The sequence below is a fragment of the Raoultibacter phocaeensis genome, from assembly GCF_901411515.1.
GTDB lineage: Bacteria > Actinomycetota > Coriobacteriia > Coriobacteriales > Eggerthellaceae > Raoultibacter > Raoultibacter phocaeensis.
Genome location: NZ_CABDUX010000001.1, coordinates 71,942 through 88,248 on the forward strand (window position 1 = coordinate 71,942; position 16,307 = coordinate 88,248).

Genomic DNA, 16,307 nt, shown 5'->3' on the forward strand with positions numbered 1-16,307 from the left:
CGAATGCGAACCGAAAGGCTAAACCCGTGAAACGAACGATACTCCAAACCGACAGGCTCTCGAAGAGCTACGCCTCCGACGGGGTGCAGACCCATGTGCTCAGCGCCATCGACCTCTCGCTGTACGAAGGCGACTTCACCGCCATCATGGGGCCGTCGGGCTCTGGAAAATCGACGTTGCTCTATTGCCTTTCGGGCATGGATGCCGTCACGGCAGGCGACGTTCGCTACCGAGAAACAAGCATCGTCGGCATGCGCGAACAGGATATGGCGAACCTGCGCTCCCAGCACTTCGGATTCGTGTTCCAGCAAGCCCATCTCGTATCGAACCTCACGCTTTTCGAGAACATCGCCGTACCCGGATACCTCAAAGAAAACCGCAGCGCCGCCGAAACGCGCACGGTCGCCCAAGCGCTCATCGAGCGCATGGGGCTTGCCGCTGACGCCCATCATCTTCCCAGCCAGACATCGGGCGGTCAGCAACAGCGCTGCGCCGTGGCCCGCAGCGTCGTAAACGATCCCGACATCCTGTTCGCCGACGAGCCTACCGGCGCCCTCAACCGCGCGAACACACTCGAGGTGCTCGCGCTTTTAGGCGAGCTCAACGAAGCGGGACAGACCATCTGCATGGTCACGCACGACGTGCAGTGCGCTGTACGCGCGAACCGCATCCTCTACCTTGAAGACGGTGCGATCAAAGGAGAGCTCGAACTCGCTTCTTGGGTGGCGAGCGGCACCGATTCCGCCAAACCGCGCGAGGCGCAGGTTAGCGCCTGGCTTTCGTCGTTTTCGTGGTAGGAGCGCGCCATGGCATTCATACGAACGCTGGCGAGCGCCGGCATCAAACGCAGTAAAGGCTCCTTTCTCGGGTTGTTCTTCCTCATGGCGCTTACCTCAACGGCGCTGTGCTTCACCCTTTCGCTCTACGTCGACCTCAACGTTCGCGAGGAAATGGCCTTAGCGGAAGCGGGAGCCGGCGATGTGTACGCTTACGACCTTGCAAGCAACCTCACCGACGACGTTATCTTCGAGATAGAATCCATCGACGGGGTGGCCTCGGCCGAAACGAACGAAGCGCTCAGCATTCCATCGCAGTACCTTGCCAGCGAGGGTGCGGTCGATCATAATCCGACGACCACCACGCTGTACGCGGCATGGGGCGAGGGACTGGACTACCGGGTATTCGCAGACGACAGAGCGTCGCTCGTCGACAACCCTCAGGCCCCGGGAACCGACGAAGTCTACGCTCCCATCTCGTTTCTCGTATCGCCGGGCGTCGACATCGGCGATACGGTCGAACTAAAAATGGGCGATCGCACGAAAACCCTCACCATCGCAGGTTTTATCGAAGATCCTCAAATCGGCACCCCGTTCATGGAGAGCAAGCGACTCATCATGGATCCGAACACCTTTGACGAACTCGCCGACACGGTTGACTCCCTGGCCTACGAACAAGGCACTCCCAAAGATGTGTTTACCGCAGCGCAAATCCCCTGCCGCCTCGTCGAGCTGAACGTAACCATGACCGACGAGGCGCGGGCGACGGGCATGACCCCCAACGACCTCACCCACATGATCGCCGAAGAAACCGCATGGGGCGCATCGACGTCGGGAATGTTCAGCGCAACCACGCTTGCAGGATACGCCATGATCGTCGTCATCATCGGCTCGGCCATCATGGCAGTTTTCGCACTCATGCTCTTCGTTGTTGCGCTCGTTATCTGCACACACACCATCTCATCGTCCATCGAGAAGGATTACGCCGATTACGGAACGCTCAAGGCCCTCGGCGTTCCCAACCGCGCCCTCGCCCGCGTGCTCGTCATCGAATATGCGGGTACGAGCCTGATCGGCCTCGCTGTCGGCCTCATAGCTTCGATGGCGCTCGTCCCCCTCGGCCTTCCCTTCTTCGCGCAGCTCACGGGCATCCTCGCAAACAACAACGCCGTCCCGCTCGCTTCGATGGCGTGCCTCGGCGCGCTCATGGCGCTTGTCCTAGCCGTCATCGCGTGGAAGGCGCGCAAGCTTGGAGCCATCTTTCCCCTCGTAGCGTTCAGGAGCGGAAAGGCCGACGTCCACTTCAAGAGCCGCGCCTCCCGCACGGTTTCGGGATCGTGTCTCAATCTCGAGCTCGCCGTTCGCTCCGTCCTTTCGGCGAAGCGCCGCTACGTGGGCCTGCTTGCCTGCTCGATCCTCATGTGCGCGTTCATCGTGCTCATTTTCGGCATCGGCGGCGCTTTAAGGGAACCCGGAGCCGTGTATGACGCCTTCGGCATGTGGAAAAGCGATCTGTCTGCCGTGGCCGCGACCGCCGATGACGCACTTGATTTCGATGAGGTGGATTCGATCGTCGAGCAAACAGCCGGCATCAAGAACACGTGGCAGGAATCGTTCACCATGGTGAACCTCAGTGGCGAAAGCCGCTCGTTCGTCGGACTCAGCGACCCCACCATCCCCCTCGGCATCGCCGAAGGAAGGGCGCCGAAACTCGACAACGAGGTGCTCGTGGGCATGAACCTTGCTTCGGCGAAGGAGTTGGAGATCGGAGACGAATTCCCGGTTACCAGCCCCGACGGCACGGAGCATATGCTCATCGTATGCGGGAAGCTCTCCGCCATGTTCAACGCCGGCTACGGGTGCATCCTCACGTTCGACGGGCTGTGCTCGACGTTCGGCATGGACGCAACCGATCCTGCGATCGGGCATCAGTACACACTCGACGATCCCGCAAAGATCGACGAGGTGAAAGCAACGCTCGAAGCGCGGTTCGGGGATCGCATCGACCTTCGCGCGAGCGGGCTGTTCAGCAACACCAGCACAATCATCGAACTCATCCAGATGCTCTTCACCACCATGGGCTACATCATGGCAGCCATCGCGGCGGCCCTCGTCTTCCTAGCCGTGTCGCTCATCATCGGGCGCATGTTCTTGGTGGAGCGGCAGGATCTCGGCGTCTACCGCGCGCTCGGGTTCACTTCGACGAGGCTACGCGTTCAGTTCGCCCTGCGCTTTTTCCTCGTGGCGCTCGCAGGTTGCGCGCTCGGCGCACTCGCGACCTCGCTCGGAGGCAGCTGGCTCGCGAGCCAACTGTTCGGCATGTTCGGCGTCACCCAATTCGCCATCGACACAAACCCCGTCATGGTCTGTGGCTTGACGCTTGGGCTTGCGCTCGTGTTCCTTGCTGCGGCCTATGTATCGGCGCGCAAGGTGAAGCGCATCGATGTGCGCGAACTCGTGATGGACTGAACGCGTGGGAGCCTGCGGCGTTCGCGCGACGGCTCGCCGCCTGGGCTCACGTGCTTTCGATAAACGCCGCGATGGCGCGGGCGGCTTCTTCCCACTGCTCTTCGGGGGATATAGCCGCCCTCCCATCGCCCGCTTGCTCGCCGTAATTGCCGAATTGGCCGTGGTTGCCGCCTTCGATGACGACCTCCTGGAAATCGGCAGGCAGCTTGGGGGCGGCTTCGTCGTAGGCCCTACGGTTGAGCACTTCGTCTTCGCTTCCGTAGAGGGAGAGCACGCGAAGGCCGCTTTGGGAAAGATCAGCGGTGGGATACGAGGCAAGCAGCACGACGCCCTTTAGAGTATCGGCATGATCGGCAGCCCACCCTGAGGCGACCACGCCCCCCAGCGAATGGCCGCCCACGTACCACGACTTCACATTCGGATACGCCTCGATCACCTTCGCGGCAGCATCGGGTGCGAAAAACGCGATGTTGAACGGCACCTCGACGACGGCGCAGAACACACCTTCGGCCGCGAGCTGGTCGAGCAAAGGCGCATACGCATCAAAGGCAACTTTGGCTCCCGGATAGAGAATGAAGCCCGCCTGCGCATCCGGATCACCGAAAGCAAGGTAGCCTTCACCGCGCTCGACCGCTGCATCGGCAGACGATTCGGTGTAGGCCTCGTTTCCGGGAGCAGCATGGTAGTAATCGTTCACGTACACGGCGAATCCGATCGCACACACGGCTACAAGGGCAGCCAACGCGATGGCAATCCACCGTCCGATATGTCGTTTCTTCTTGTCCATAGCGGCCTACGATACCAGATTGACGCCTCATGCTGAAATCTCGACGTTCATTTGTCACCGACGAGCATTTTTCCGATTCTTTTCCGAACGTCCAGCGCCCGGCGCTCGGTTCTCTCTCGCCAGATTCTCGATTTGCCCTTGTTGGATCCTCGATTTGCTCTCGATGGGCGGTCCGTGTTGCAGAAATCGTGCCATATGGCACGATTGTTGTCACGCCTGTCGCGTCGCGTTTCGGCATGCGAATAACATTTTTGCAGAGCGCCTGATCAGAGCAGTATGCTTCTTATTCAAGAATAATATTCTCCGACACGGACCGTGCCATGTGGCACGATTTTGGTCGGAAGTTTGCCTGGACTTCGCACCCAGTAAGGCGTATCGGGCTTGGTCTCGGCAGATGGGATGTGCCGCCTTCCCGTCATCGGCGCAGAGTCGACAAAGCAGCAAGCGCGAAGCCCCGGCAGACCGATGGCTCGCCGGGGATTCGCGCTCGTACGATCGCCGCTTACGCCTCGAACTCGACCGTAATCGCGAGCAGATCGCCTTCGAGCGTCGCGCGCGCCGTAGCGCCCATCGCGCGGCACAGTTGCGACACGATGGCGAGCCCGAGGCCCCCGCTGCCGTCGGCACGCACCTCTCCGCCCTGGTAGAATCGCTCGAACAGCCGCTCAACGTCGAGGGACGCCGGATCGGCCACACGATTCGCAAACGTTATCGCGCAGCCTCGCTGCGTGATTGTCGGAGCTGCCGCACCGTAGCGCAGAGCGTTGACGGCAAGATTGCGGAACGTCCGCTCAAGCGCATCGGCATCGGCGAGCACCGTGAGCTCTTCGTCGGCCAAATCGATGGCAGGCGTCCATCCCCTTTCCTGGAATTGCGGATAGAGCGACGCGAGCGTTTCAGCTAAAACCTCGTTTGCGTCGAGCGGTTCGCGTTCGAGCCGATAATCGGGGTCCTGCACCTGCGCGAAAGCGAACAGCTGATCGAGGAGTTTGGACGCATCGTCGATCCTGCGATCGATCGCCTCGAGATAGCGCTGCCGCACTGCGGGATCGATCTCCCCTTCGAGCAGCTGCGCATAACCCTTCGCGCCCGCAAGCGGCGTTCTGATATCGTGGGAAAGGTAGGTGAGCCCGCGGCGCATCTCGGCCGCATGCTCGTCGGCGGCGATGCGCTCGCCCTGGTGGCGGTCGAGCTGACGGTTGATCGCCTGACCCAGCTGCACGAAACCGCGTGTATGCACCGAGGTGGTCGTACGCGCGTTGCTCGATGAATCCCGCCGGTTCAGGAACCGCGCGAAAGCGCGCAGTTCCCGTTCGGAGCGGACGAGCTGGATCGCAAGCACGATGATCGCGCCGACAAGAACAACGATGATCGCCACCAGAGCTTCCATGGGCTTAGATATCCTTCTTCTTGAGTATGAGCAGACTCAAAGCGGCGTATCCGGCCAAGAACACGAGACCGACGGCTGCTATGTGCACGCTCGTGAGCCCGCCGGTGAAATCGATGCCGGAGCCGAGCGAGCGCATGCAGGCGTATAACGTGAAGTTCCCGAGATCGGAGATGCTCGGAAAGAGCGAAAGCACCGCTTGGACGAGCGAGACGATAATACCGCTTCCCACTACGATGCCGATGGCGATAGCTGCGGCCATCTTGCGGGTCAGCCACACAAACAGGGCCGTGAGCATGCCCATGCCCGAAAGCACCAACACCACAAGCGCAAACCATAACGCCATGTCGCCCATGGGCGCAGCGAGCATTTCTATCCCGAACACGGCAGCGCCGATCAACGTGGCACCTACGGTAACGAGCGTGAATACAACGGCAAACAGCACGATTTCAACGACACGGGTTATGAGGAACACCGCGCGGTTCGGAAAGGCGGTGAACACGTTTTTGCTGAAGCCGTTCTCGAACTCAGCAGCGAAGAAGATGCCGATGAACACCACGAACAGGCACGCCAATCCCCCGCCGTTCATGAAGATATTGCCGACAAGCGCCATGGGCGTGAGCCCCGAGAGCATGTACTGCGCTTGCTCGATGCTTTGGCTAACCTCGCCCATATCCACTTGATCGCCGCCGGGCGTTGTTATGCCGAAATGAAATCCCGAGCTCGCCGCTGCACCGCTTGCGTTCTGCATCGTTTCCAAAAATTCCGGAGAGAGCATATAGCTGATCGAGCCCATGGCGACGAGACCGAGGATCACGATGCACCCGAGCAGTATCCAAAGCGACTTGCTGCGGACGGCGCGGTAGAAATCCATTCTCAAGATATTAACCATGGTACTCAGCCCCCATCAAACCTACGAAGAACTCCTCAAGATCGCGCCGGTGGGCGTAGAGCCCCTGGACGGCGATGCCGGCATCGTTAAGCGTGCCGCCGATTGCGGCCGCATCGGCGATACCGAAGATCCTGATCGAGTTGTCGGGCATGACCACAAACCGTGCCTGCGGAAAACGCTCTTCGAGCACGGCGAGCGAACGCGTAGGGTCGACCGTAGAAAGCTGCAGGCAATCGCTGCATTCCTGCTCGACTTCGGCAGCGGTGAGCTCGCGCACCATCTGCCCGTTGCGGATGACGCCGTAGCGCGTAGCCATGCGCCCGAGCTGTTCGAGAATATGCGAGCTGATAACCACCGTAATGCCCCGTTCGGCGTTCAACCGAACGATGAGCTCGCGGATTTCGCGAGCGCCTTCGGGGTCGAGCCCGTTCAGGGGCTCGTCGAGCAGCAGCACGTCGGGATCGCCCAACAGCGCAAGGCCGAGTCCGAGGCGCTGCTTCATACCCATCGAGAACTGCTTGGTCTTCTTCTTGCCCACGGCGCCGAGACCGACGAACCCGAGCAGCTCTTCCACTTTGCGCTTCGGATCGACAAGACCCAGGCACAGGGCCTTCATCATCATGTTGTCGTACGCGGTCATGTTGCCGTACAAACCGGGGGCTTCGATGAGCACGCCCATGCGCCTGATAGCTTCACCGCCGCTCTCGCCGCCGAACAGCTTGATGTCGCCTCCCGTCGGGGCCGCCAATCCCGCCAGCATCTTCATGACGGTCGATTTACCGGCCCCGTTCAGGCCGACGAATCCGTATATGTCGCCTTTCGCCACGTGCATGTCGAAGTGATCGACGGCGCGCTTGCCGCCGTACGTCTTCTCAAGCCCGTAGGTTTCGATTACGTTCACCATCCGCTCCTTTCTCGTTCGTTTCCGTTTCGGTATGCTTTCACGATACGGAAAGGGTGTTCAGCAATCGTCTCGAAATCTTTAAGAAAGGGTAAAGAAGCGGCATAGAACACTCGCGGGCTCCGTCCAACATTCGTGCGCCTCTCGTGCCGCAACAACAAAGCGGCGCGAAACACCCGCGGTTCCGCCCGATTTGCGCGCCCACTGTACACAACGGGAAAACGGTGCGGGGTGCCCACAGTTCGCTGAGAACCATGCGCCTCATTCCGCCAGTTTGAACCCGATACCCCACACCGTTTCGATGTAGGAATCGGTGTGTGTCGCCTTGAGCTTGCTGCGAATGTTGCTGATGTGCACGTTGATGGCCTTTTCCTCGATGAAGCAATCTTCGTTCCATGCCGCTTCGTACAGCTCGCGCTTGGTAAACACCTTCTTCGGACGACGGACGAGCGCTTCGACGATGTTGTACTCGAGTCGCGTGAGCTTTACCGGCTCGCCCGCAGCGGCAAGCGTGCGCGATTCGGGATCGACTTCCCAAAGTTTGAACCGGACGGTTTGGCCTCGTCCCGAGGCGTCCCGTTCGGCTTCGCCGCTTCCTTGCGCAGACGCAGCAACCGCCGCCGCCTTCGACGCATGGCGCAGCTGCACGAGCACGCGCGCGAGCACTTCGTCGAGGTCGAAGGGTTTGGCGAGATAGTCGTCGGCACCGAGTCCGAGAAGCTCCACCTTGTCGGCCGCCGCTCCGCGCGCCGAAAGCACGATGACGGGCACATCGCCGCATCTGCGGATTGCGGCCACGATTTCTTCGCCCGACATCCCCGGCAGCATGAGATCGGTGATCACGAGATCGAACGGAAGCGGCCGGGTGCGAGGCGAAGCCGCATCCGAAAAGCTCGCGGCGCCCGAATCGCCTGCGGAGTCCGAAGGCCCAACGGCATCAGGCTGGTCCGAGAAGCACGGGGAGCCTGCAGAGCCCCGAATGTCCGTAGCGCTCGTGGGATTCAGCCCGAGGAGAAGCCGCGCCTCGCTGCCCGAATACGCTTGCGTGCACGCGAAACCGTGCCGCGAAAGAAACGCCGCGAGCACTTCGTTGATGTCGGCGTCGTCTTCGATGATGAGTATGGAAGGTTTGTCGCTCATGGGCCTATTGTAGCGAACATGCGCCGCTTGGGAGCGGAATCGCGCAAGAAAGAGCCGCCCAGTGGAAGGGAACTGGGCGGCTCGGGGATGATCAACAGGGTACAGGGTGCGGCTCCGGCGTTACGTACGCGACCAGCTTTGGCCTATACGGTGCACAATCGGCGACGCTCTTGCCGCACGTGCGCCCTTCGCCAGCGATCCTTCGGACCACCGAGGCGCCGTCACCCGACCTACTCGTTCTACTTGCCGAGATACTCCGCTGCGTGCTTAGCGGCCAGACGGCCCGAATTGATGGCCCAGCTTGCCTGGGATCCCGGCGCGCGGCTTACGTCGTACGAATCGCCGTACAATCCGCCTGCATCGGAGCCTCCGGCATAGAGCCCGGGGATGACTTCGCCGTCCATGTCGACAACCTCGGTGTTCGGCGTGATCTTGATGCCGCCGCACGTGGTGTAGTACCCGTCGGCAACTTCGCAGATCCAGTACGGTGCTTCGATCTTCTTGAGGTAGGCGGCATCTTTTCCGAAATTCTTATCGATACCCTCTTCGCACGCGGCGTTGTACGCCTCGACCGTCGCCTTGAGCGCCGCAGCGTCAAGATCGACTTCCTTGGCCAGATCGTCAAGGGAATCGCCGATATGCACGGCATCGAGGTCCTCGAGCTGCTTGCGCGCATCAGCCATGGGAGTTCCGACCTGTCCGAAGGTGAACACGGGACCGTACGGGCCGTTGTTCACAAAGTACTCGATATCGGCATCCGACATGACTGCGTACGTGCGCTTCTGGTTGCGCACCGCCATGCCGGCGGCGGCGAAGTCGTCAAGCCACAGATCCTCGTTGCAGAAGCGCTCGGCATCCTGGTTGATCCACAGCGTCGGCTGCACCGATGCGCAGTAGCCGTCGGAACCCCAGGCAGATCCCATGATCCACGGTCCGCACCACATAACCGTTCCCGGGCTTTCAGCGAACGCCGCACCGGCATCCTTCGCCATTTTGAGCCCGTCACCGTTGCGCTGTTCGGCACCGACCGAGAAGATGTTCTCGTTCACGAGCTCGGAAAGCTCGTAGATCATATCGGTGTTGGTGGAGTAGCCGCCCGAGCCGATGATAACCACGGGGGCTTCGATCTTCAGAACCGAGCCGTCCTTCTTTTCGGCAAGCAGACCCGCAACCTTGCCGTCCTCGACGATGACCTTCTTGCCGACTGTCTCGAAATACGCTTCTACGCCGAGGTCTTTTGCCGCGTTGCCGAGGCCCTCCATGAACGTTGCGCCAGGACTCGATTTGGCGGTACGCTCGTATACATGCCACGTGGTATCGGAAATTCCAAGGGAAACGACATCGCGGTACTTCACGCCGAGCGCTTCGACCCATTCGACGGTCTCGGGCGTTTGACCGAAGAAGTTCATGTAGAGCTGGTGGTTCGGGATCCAGTGATGGTACGTCAGGCACGCGTGCACAGATTCTTCGAGCGTGAGGTCCTCGCCCGCTTCCTTGGTCCAATGCGTCTCGACACCGAACATGCCCTCGGTCCCGATGAACGATCCGCCGTAGTTCTGCCCGCAGTCGACGACGATCGGATTGAGACCGAGCTGTTTGCACTGGATCGCCGCCGCCGTGCCGGTACCGCCGCCGCCGACGATTGCCACATCGGCCTGCACAGTCTCGCTCGGCTCGGCAAGCTCGTCGATTGCCCAGATGCCACTCGCCTGCTCGGCACTACCCGAGGCAGCAGCAGGAGCACTCGGTGCGCCACCCTGCCCGTCCTTGGCATCCGGGCTGCATCCGAACAACGCAAGCCCGGCTCCGCCGATCGCGGCAAGCGATGCGCCCGCCAAAAAGCTTCGGCGCGAAAGTCCGCTGGTTTGCAGGGCGTCGGTGTTCTCAAGATTTCCCATGTGATGCATCCTCCCTCTCGGTTGTTTCGGCGGCTTCGCTTCGACGATCCATCCTGCACGCTGCAGGACAATCCCGAATCACTCCGCCTTGCATGGCATGATTGTGCGCTCCAAGGCCGCGCGCAGACAAGATCTAGAGCGCCAGCCAGCCGTTTCAGCTTGAAACCACTGGTTTCAGCAATGCGATGACCTGCAAAAACAAACGACCGTTTTGGTTTTTCAGGCACCCACGAAAACTGGAAATGCGGTATGATCGTCGCATGCACTGCACGGTTCGAAGGGATGCGAACCGTTCTGGCAGCCACAGGAGGGACCGCGATGTACACCGAACAGCTGGATTATTTCATGCTCGCCTATCGGCTCCGAAGCTTCTCTGCGGCGGCAAAGCAGGTGCCCATGTCGTCGCAAGGACTCACGAAATCGATACGCGCGCTCGAAAACGAACTCGGCGTAACGTTGTTTGTCGTAGATGCCAACGGCGGCCTCAAACCGACCCCGTTCGCTGAAGAGCTTGCACCGTTCGCAACCCAGTTCGAAGAGAATCGCAAACGCCTTGCTGAATCGTTCGAGCGCATCCGGGCACGGGAACGTCATGAGATCAGACTGGGCACCTCGCTCGGCATCATCGGGCTGCTCGGACCCGACTTCCTCGAATCGTTTCACAGCGCCAACCCTGACATCCGTGTGACGGTCAATGAGGATAGCGATGACGTCTGCGAGAAAAACCTTGCTCGGGGTGCCTACGACCTGGCGTTCACTCTCGCCCCCTACAATCCCGACTTCGAAACCGAGAAGCTCTTCGCCACCCGCGTCTGCTTTTGGGTACCGTCTTGCGACGACCTCGCCCAAAAAAGAGCGCTATCCGTAGCCGATCTCGCCGGGCACACAATCGCCATACCGGGAAAAGACTACAAATGCTATCGCAGCCTGCTTTCGACGTGCCAAGCCGATGGCATCGAAATCTCGGAAATCGTACCCTCGTCGGAAATATTCTGGCTGTACGAGTACGCCCTCCACGGAAACGGCCTCGGCTTCACGATCGAGCCCCACACCAAGCTGGCCATGTTCCAAACGAGCGATGCCGTGGTTGCACTGCCCTGCGAAGGGCTGTCGTGGCGATTCGGAATATCGCATGTGAAATCCCGAAACCTGACCCCTCACGAGGAGGCGTTTCGCGATTACGCCATCGAGTTCGCTCGCACCATCGCCCAGGGAGGCATCTGGGCGTAAGCCGCTGGGCACGCCATGCGCACGACGCAAAGGGCGTCCCCCCCCCAGCACTCATCGCGATGCGTTTTTCTTTCCGTCTTAGCACGCATCGCGAAAGTCGGCGCTTTTCCCGCCATCAGGGGCCGCTAGATACGCTACCCGCGATACGCAGCACGCAGGCGCGCGATCTCTTCGCCGTGTCCGGCAAGCTCGTTGGGCGTCTCGAGATAGAAAGGAAGTTCGCGCAAAAGCGGGTGGTTGATCACCGCCACAAGCGCATCGAACCCGATTTCTCCCCTCCCGATTTTCGCGTGACGATCTTTGCGGGCTCCGAGGGGATTGAGCGAATCGTTGAGATGGATGGCCTTGAGGCGGCGAAGCCCGATGACCCGATCGAACTCGTCGAGCACACCGTCGAGATTGCCCGCGACATCGTAGCCAGCATCCCACACGTGGCAGGTATCCAAGCATACGCCCAGATGGCCCTCTAGCTCAACCCGATCGATAATGGCTGCGAGTTCTTCGAAACGGCCGCCGACCTCGGTCCCTTTACCCGACATGGTCTCGAGGAGCACCGTGGTGGTTTGGCTTTCGTTGAGCACCTGGTTGAGCACATCGGCCGTCTTCTCGATGCCGATGTCCATACCCTGCTTCACGTGGCTGCCGGGATGGAAGTTGTACAGCTGGTGCGGCGTGTTCTCCATCCGCGCGAGATCGTCCTTGAAGGTCATAAGCGCAAACTCCCGCACGCGATCCTCGGCTCCTGCCGGATTGAGCGTATAGGGCGCATGCGCGAGAATGCGCTGTATGCCGTGCTCGTCTGCAAAGGCGACAAACGCCCGAATATCGTCGGGATCGATGTCCTTGGCCTTTCCTCCCCGAGGGTTGCGCGTGAAGAATTGAAACGTGTTCGCATCGATGGAAACGGCATCCTTCGCCATGGCAAGGTAGCCTTTCGCGCTCGATAGATGGCATCCTATGGTGAACATGTACGGAACCTCCGTATGCTTCTTCGTCATTGATGGCCATCTATGGTAGCAGATGCGCTACACGAATTTGATTTCGAGCTTCTTTCCGAACCCTTTCGCCAAACGCCCCAGCGTCCGCACCGTCGGGTTGGTGTTTCCCATCTCGGTTCTTGCGAGCCGTACTCGTTCCTACACCAGCACTGCGAGCGCTACAAGGGCGACGATCGCTACCGCGGCGAGCGCATCGATCGCGCGAAACGGATAGTTCTTGCTACCCGACGTGCGGTCGCGCAGGTAAAAGCCGCGCACCTCGGCTGCCATCGCGGCTTGCTCGGTACGGCCCACCGACGTGATGAGCAAGGGGACGCATAAGGGCAGCATAAGCCTGAGCTTGCGCAACGGGTTCTTCGTATCGAAATCGACGCCGCGAGCCGTTTGCGACTCCATAATCGAGGACATCTCGTCGGTGAACACCGGGATGAAGCGAAGCGCCGTCGTCACGGTGAACGCGTACTTGTAGGGCAGGTGCAGCACCTTGACAAGCGCATTGGACAGATCGCTCATCTGTGTGAGGGCGAGCATCAGCGCAAGCGGCATCGTCGCGTCGATGAGGCGCAGCACCACAAGCGACGCGATACGCAAACCCTCGTCGGTCACGAAGAGGAACACCGGCGTGCCCGCCCTAATGAAAAGCACCTGCAACACGAACAGAAACGCGCATATCTTCACGAGGCCGATAAGCAACGATACCGTGCGCTTGCCAATGCCGCCGATGAAGCCGAGTGCCACGTTGAAAGCGAGGAGCGCGAGGAGGAACGCGAAGTTGTCGCTCATGAACGCCGCTATGCAGATGCCGAGCGAGAGCGCGATCTTCGCGATGGGATTCATCCGATGGAGCGCCGTCGAGCCCGCTGCGTAATCCAGCATTCCAGCCATTACGACACCATCCTTCCTTCGAACCCGGCCGCTTCAAGGGCTCGGAGCATATCAGATGACGAGGTAACGTGGTCGAACGCGCCCTTGTTTCGGGAGTCTTCGGAAAGCCGCAGCGAAAGCTCGATCATCTGCGGGGGCACGAGCGACGCCTTCGCCATGACAAAGCGATCGCGAAACACCGCTTCGGGCGCGCCATCGGCCACGATGCACCCGTGCGCCATGGCTACCACACGCTTGGCGAAATCGAACACGAGCTCCATGTCGTGCGAGATCATGACGACGGTCGTACCGGCGCGGTTGAGCGTCTCGATGCGGCTCATGATGTGCATGCACTCCCGGTAATCGAGGCCCGTGGTCGGCTCGTCCAAGATGAGCACATCGGGCTCGCAGACGACGACCGACGCGAGCGCGAGCAGCTGGCGCTCGCCGCGCGAGAGCATGAACGGGGCGGACTCGCCGTCGAACCCGAAATCCTCAAGCGCCCGGGCGACCCGCGCACCAGCCTCCTCGTCGGAAAGCCCCCGTATCTTGAGCCCGAACGCAAGCTCCTCGGCCACCGTATTCTGGCAGATCTGCCGATCGGGATCCTGGAAGAGCATGCCCACCGCGTGCGCGATCGCGCTCGTCTTGAGCTTTGTTGTGGGCACGCCGTTCACAAGCACGCTTCCCTCGGTCGGCTTGAGAAGGCCGTTCATGAGCTTGGACGTGGTGGTTTTCCCCGCCCCGTTTTCACCGATGATCGCTACGAACTCACCTTGATGTATCGAGAGGGAAAGATCGTTTACGACCGCATGTCCATTGGCCTGGGCCCCATAGACGTAGCTAGCCCGGATTAATTCGAGTACCGCTTTCATGCGACGATCCCTTCGATCATGTCTTTCGCCTCGTCGACGTTTACCGCAAACCGCTCGATCGCGTAGCCCTTCTCGTGCAACAGCACCGAAAGCGTGGTCACGCGCGGCACGTTCACGCCGATCGCAAGCAGCTCGGCGGCGTTGCGCAGCACGTCGCGCGTGGCCCCGCAATACGCGAGTTTTCCGTCGGCAAGCACCGCGAGCCGTTTGGCGAACTCGGCGAGCAGGCCGATCTTCTGCTCCACCACGACAACCGTGATGCCATGGCTTTCGTTGAGTTCGCGCAAGAGCTCGAATATCTGACGCGAGCTCGCGGGGTCGAGCGCACCGGTGGGCTCGTCAAGCAGAAGCACCTGCGGCTTGAGCGCAAGTACGGCGGCAACTGCCACCTTCTGCTTCTGACCCCCCGAAAGCGAAGAGATAGCGCGGGTGCGCAAATCGGCGATGCCCACGCGATCGAGCGCCTCGGCCAAGCGCGCCTCGATCTCGCCTTTCGCGACACCGAAATTCTCAAGGCCGAACAGGATTTCATCCTCCACCACCGAGGCGACCATCTGCGCATCGATGTCCTGGAACACCGTTGCCGCCTTGCGCGAAAGATCGGTCAGACTCGTTTCGAACGTGTCGTTGCCGCCAAGCGCGACCGAGCCGTAGAAATCGCCCTTGCAGTAGTGGGGTATGATGCCGTTCATGCTGTACAACAGCGTCGATTTACCGGCACCCGATTCCCCGATGATGCCGAGGAAATCGCCTTCGCCCACCGAAAGATCGATCGCGTCGAGGGCGCGCTTATCCGAGCCGTCGTAGGTGAAGCTCACGTTCTCGACCGTGATGATGGGTTTCGTTTCCGCCGTCATGCCGTTTTCCCTTTCGCGTCGCGTACGTTCTTCGCCGGTTACGCCAGCGCCGTCTGCGGTGCCTCTTTTTTCAGGATCTTGGCAAGCGGCACGTAGAGGATCTGTACGATCACGCAGTTGATGAGCGCGGTGAACAGAACGATCGGCACGTAGGCGACCAAACTCGAGGCATCGGCGCCGATGAAGAGGAACAGGCAGATGGTGAACGCGCTGCCCGATACGACAGTTGCCAAGAACGTGCTCACGATGGTAGAGAAGTTCGCCTTCCCGATTTTCATGGGTATGCGGATGAGCGCCGCCATGGCAACCGCACCGAGAAATTCCGAGATGAAGTTGATGTAGGGGGTGCCGGGCAGAAGCTGGCATACCGCACCGGCGATGAGGCCGATAATGGCTGCTTGACCGAGGTTCGGACGGACGAGCAGGATAGCCAGGCAGTACATCGCGATGATGAAATTCGGTTTCATGCCGAAGAAGTTGACGAAGCTGCCGACGGTCATCTTGAGCACCGCCCCTGCCGCCAAAAGCACTGCAACCAAAATAAGTGCCGAAATGTCGAAGCCCTTCTTTTCCTCGGTCGCGAGGCTGCGCTTCTGCGCTTTGGGAGCTTTGCCCGATACGGCCTCCGCTGCGATTTCGCGTTTGATCTGATCTGCCATGTTCCTCAGTCCTTTCGTGCGGGCTTCCTAACCCGCTCTCTTCGTCCGTCCCCGGACTTTGCTTGCGGCCGGCACGAGCTCGGTTGAGGTTTTCGGCAGTCAAATGGGCGGGATGCGTATCCGACGAATTCGCACGCGAGGCGTACGGTTTCATCGGCATTCGCGCTGCCGCGGTAACAAAAAAGACCTGTCCTTCGAGAAAAGGACAGGTCTTGTACCTGCGGTGCCACCTTTTTTGACTCTGAAAAGAGCCCTCTCACGAAAATGCCAACACATTTTCTGCCCTTAACGCAGGCTCACGGTCCAGATACTCGGCCTCGGTAAAACCTCGGCCTTTCCCCTTTCCCTCGGCGAACCATTTACCATCCAGCTTCCTACGGGACTCCCAGCAACGCCCGCTCTCTGTGAGTGCTCATGATGGCTTGACTCTCGCCTCATCGGTTTGAGGTATTCAATTGTGGATGCACTATAGCACATGCTCCCCTGAAGCTGTCAACGGTTTTTTGCAAAAGAGGCGCGAGCCTGTTCGCCCGCGCCTCTTCGCGCTTTGCTATCGAAACCTGCGAATGCGCTG

14 protein-coding genes are annotated in these 16,307 nt (G+C 60.3%); 3 read left to right on the forward strand and 11 right to left on the reverse strand.

What is annotated here, in order from left to right; translation table 11 throughout:
* The first annotated feature begins 26 nt into the window (after positions 1–26).
* Complete coding sequence (locus FJE54_RS00290; RefSeq protein ID WP_139650553.1) at positions 27–797, forward strand: ABC transporter ATP-binding protein; 771 nt, start codon at positions 27–29, stop codon at positions 795–797.
* Between the two features lie 9 nt (positions 798–806).
* Complete coding sequence (locus FJE54_RS00295) at positions 807–3,245, forward strand: ABC transporter permease (RefSeq protein ID WP_139650554.1); 2,439 nt, start codon at positions 807–809, stop codon at positions 3,243–3,245.
* 46 nt (positions 3,246–3,291) lie between these two features.
* On the opposite strand, the gene FJE54_RS00300 is transcribed toward FJE54_RS00295, so the two are convergent.
* From FJE54_RS00300 to FJE54_RS00325, 6 genes are all read right to left on the reverse strand, one after another.
* Complete coding sequence (locus FJE54_RS00300; protein ID WP_139650555.1) at positions 3,292–4,032, reverse strand: alpha/beta hydrolase; 741 nt, start codon at positions 4,030–4,032, stop codon at positions 3,292–3,294.
* A gap of 502 nt (positions 4,033–4,534) precedes the next feature.
* Positions 4,535–5,422 carry a sensor histidine kinase gene (locus tag FJE54_RS00305; protein ID WP_139650556.1) on the reverse strand — a complete coding sequence of 296 codons (888 nt, stop codon included), beginning with the start codon at positions 5,420–5,422 and terminating at the stop codon, positions 4,535–4,537.
* Between the two features lie 4 nt (positions 5,423–5,426).
* On the reverse strand, positions 5,427–6,311 hold the full coding sequence (locus FJE54_RS00310; protein WP_139650557.1) for an ABC transporter permease: 885 nt from the start codon (positions 6,309–6,311) through the stop codon (positions 5,427–5,429).
* A complete protein-coding gene (locus FJE54_RS00315) occupies positions 6,304–7,215 on the reverse strand; it encodes an ATP-binding cassette domain-containing protein (RefSeq protein ID WP_255467139.1) in 912 nt (303 codons plus the stop codon). Before FJE54_RS00315 ends, FJE54_RS00310 begins: the two co-directional genes overlap by 8 nt.
* Before the next feature lie 258 nt (positions 7,216–7,473).
* Positions 7,474–8,352: a response regulator transcription factor gene (locus FJE54_RS00320; protein ID WP_139650559.1), complete on the reverse strand. Its 879-nt coding sequence runs from the start codon at positions 8,350–8,352 to the stop codon at positions 7,474–7,476.
* Between the two features lie 239 nt (positions 8,353–8,591).
* Positions 8,592–10,250: an FAD-dependent oxidoreductase gene (locus FJE54_RS00325; RefSeq protein ID WP_139650560.1), complete on the reverse strand. Its 1,659-nt coding sequence runs from the start codon at positions 10,248–10,250 to the stop codon at positions 8,592–8,594.
* A 318-nt stretch (positions 10,251–10,568) separates the two neighbouring features.
* On the opposite strand from FJE54_RS00325, the gene FJE54_RS00330 reads away from it, so the two are divergent.
* Positions 10,569–11,480, forward strand: coding sequence for a LysR family transcriptional regulator (locus tag FJE54_RS00330; RefSeq protein ID WP_180326472.1), 912 nt, complete (start codon positions 10,569–10,571; stop codon positions 11,478–11,480).
* Positions 11,481–11,614: 134 nt separating this feature from the next.
* Here the strand turns inward: FJE54_RS00330 and FJE54_RS00335 are convergent, their stop codons facing one another.
* From FJE54_RS00335 to FJE54_RS00355, 5 genes are all read right to left on the reverse strand, one after another.
* A complete protein-coding gene (locus FJE54_RS00335; RefSeq protein WP_139650562.1) occupies positions 11,615–12,448 on the reverse strand; it encodes a deoxyribonuclease IV in 834 nt (277 codons plus the stop codon).
* A gap of 168 nt (positions 12,449–12,616) precedes the next feature.
* Positions 12,617–13,363 (reverse strand): energy-coupling factor transporter transmembrane component T family protein, encoded by a 747-nt coding sequence (locus FJE54_RS00340; protein ID WP_139650563.1) that lies wholly within the window; start codon positions 13,361–13,363, stop codon positions 12,617–12,619.
* On the reverse strand, positions 13,363–14,217 hold the full coding sequence (locus FJE54_RS00345; RefSeq protein WP_139650564.1) for an energy-coupling factor ABC transporter ATP-binding protein: 855 nt from the start codon (positions 14,215–14,217) through the stop codon (positions 13,363–13,365). Before FJE54_RS00345 ends, FJE54_RS00340 begins: the two co-directional genes overlap by 1 nt.
* Positions 14,214–15,074: an energy-coupling factor ABC transporter ATP-binding protein gene (locus FJE54_RS00350; RefSeq protein ID WP_218971879.1), complete on the reverse strand. Its 861-nt coding sequence runs from the start codon at positions 15,072–15,074 to the stop codon at positions 14,214–14,216. Before FJE54_RS00350 ends, FJE54_RS00345 begins: the two co-directional genes overlap by 4 nt.
* Positions 15,075–15,112: 38 nt before the next feature.
* Complete coding sequence (locus FJE54_RS00355; RefSeq protein WP_139650565.1) at positions 15,113–15,733, reverse strand: tryptophan transporter; 621 nt, start codon at positions 15,731–15,733, stop codon at positions 15,113–15,115.
* Between the last annotated feature and the right edge of the window lie 574 nt (positions 15,734–16,307).